The sequence below is a fragment of the Acetobacter sp. P5B1 genome, from assembly GCF_018811985.1.
Taxonomy (GTDB): Bacteria; Pseudomonadota; Alphaproteobacteria; order Acetobacterales; family Acetobacteraceae; genus Acetobacter; species Acetobacter cerevisiae.
In genome coordinates this window covers 1-1,020 of the sequence record NZ_JACRVS010000076.1, presented here as the reverse complement: position 1 = coordinate 1,020, position 1,020 = coordinate 1, and the positions used below count along the sequence as shown (strand labels likewise).

Here is a 1,020-nt window from a genome sequence, read left to right as displayed (position 1 = left end):
ACCTCGGATGGTTGTGTCACTCCAGGCACGGCCTTTCGGACCAGGAACCCCCTCCCCATTTAATTCCACCGCAATAGATCTGGGGCTTCGTCCTGCCGCGAAAGCTCGAAAAATACGACAAACGACTTCAGATTCCTCAGTTATAATTTCCCGATCACCCCGGACGGGTTCGAAATTAGCATCAACCTTCTTGAGCGCCCGATAGCCATAGCACAGGCCTCCTCCAGACTTGCCTTTCATCACCCGACCCAAAAGCCCACGGTGCGTGTTCCGGGCGATAGTTTTGATGTGCAGAGCATTCATCGTTCCCTTGAGACCAACATGGAGTTCGTTGATTTCCCCCTCCGCCAAAGTAATGATGGCGATACCCTCAAAGGAAAGACGCTTGAATAGTGTCGCGACGTCCGCCTGGTCTCGCGAAATGCGATCCAGCGCCTCAGCCAGTACAACATCGAACGCTCCCGCCTGCGCATCGCGCAAGAGGGCCTGAATGCCAGGCCTTAAAGTCATCCCGGAACCAGAGATGGCGGCGTCATGATAACTACCGACCACCGCCCACTTCTCACGCATCGCGAATTCCTCGCATAGCCGGAACTGATCTTCGATTGAACTGGCGCTTTGTTTATCAGTCGAATACCGCGCATAGTATACTACACGTGTCATTTTAGGGTTTCCTCGATTTTCTGGGAATTATCGGACAAAGCGCCGTTGTCGTTAGCTGCCCGATAAGAGGCGAAATACTCCCGTGCCATTCTCCGACCGATAAGGCTGGCAACTGCATAGACCGCTGCTTGAGCGGCTTTTTCGACACCTTCTGGTGTCAGATTGTCATTTGCGGATATCAGATCCGGTGTGGGATTTTCATGAGTCTGCGTCACTGTTTTTCCCCTGCGAAAAGCGTGACATCACTATTGCACACCAGCCTGTGGCAGCCTCAAAAGGGCACGCTACCTCAATTTCATATGCCACGAAAAAGTCATATGCCACGAAAAAGTGATCGAAAATTCTTGATATTTTTTG

The 1,020-nt window shown here is 51.8% G+C and carries 2 protein-coding genes; both read right to left on the bottom strand.

Annotated features, from left to right (window positions below; translation table 11 throughout):
- On the bottom strand, positions 1 to 663 hold a 663-nt coding region (locus KP703_RS15440), incomplete at its 3' end, for a recombinase family protein (protein WP_215755554.1).
- Positions 660 to 878 carry a hypothetical protein gene (locus KP703_RS15435; protein WP_215755553.1) on the bottom strand — a complete coding sequence of 73 codons (219 nt, stop codon included), beginning with the start codon at positions 876 to 878 and terminating at the stop codon, positions 660 to 662. The genes KP703_RS15440 and KP703_RS15435, both read right to left, overlap by 4 nt.
- Positions 879 to 1,020: the final 142 nt, after the last annotated feature.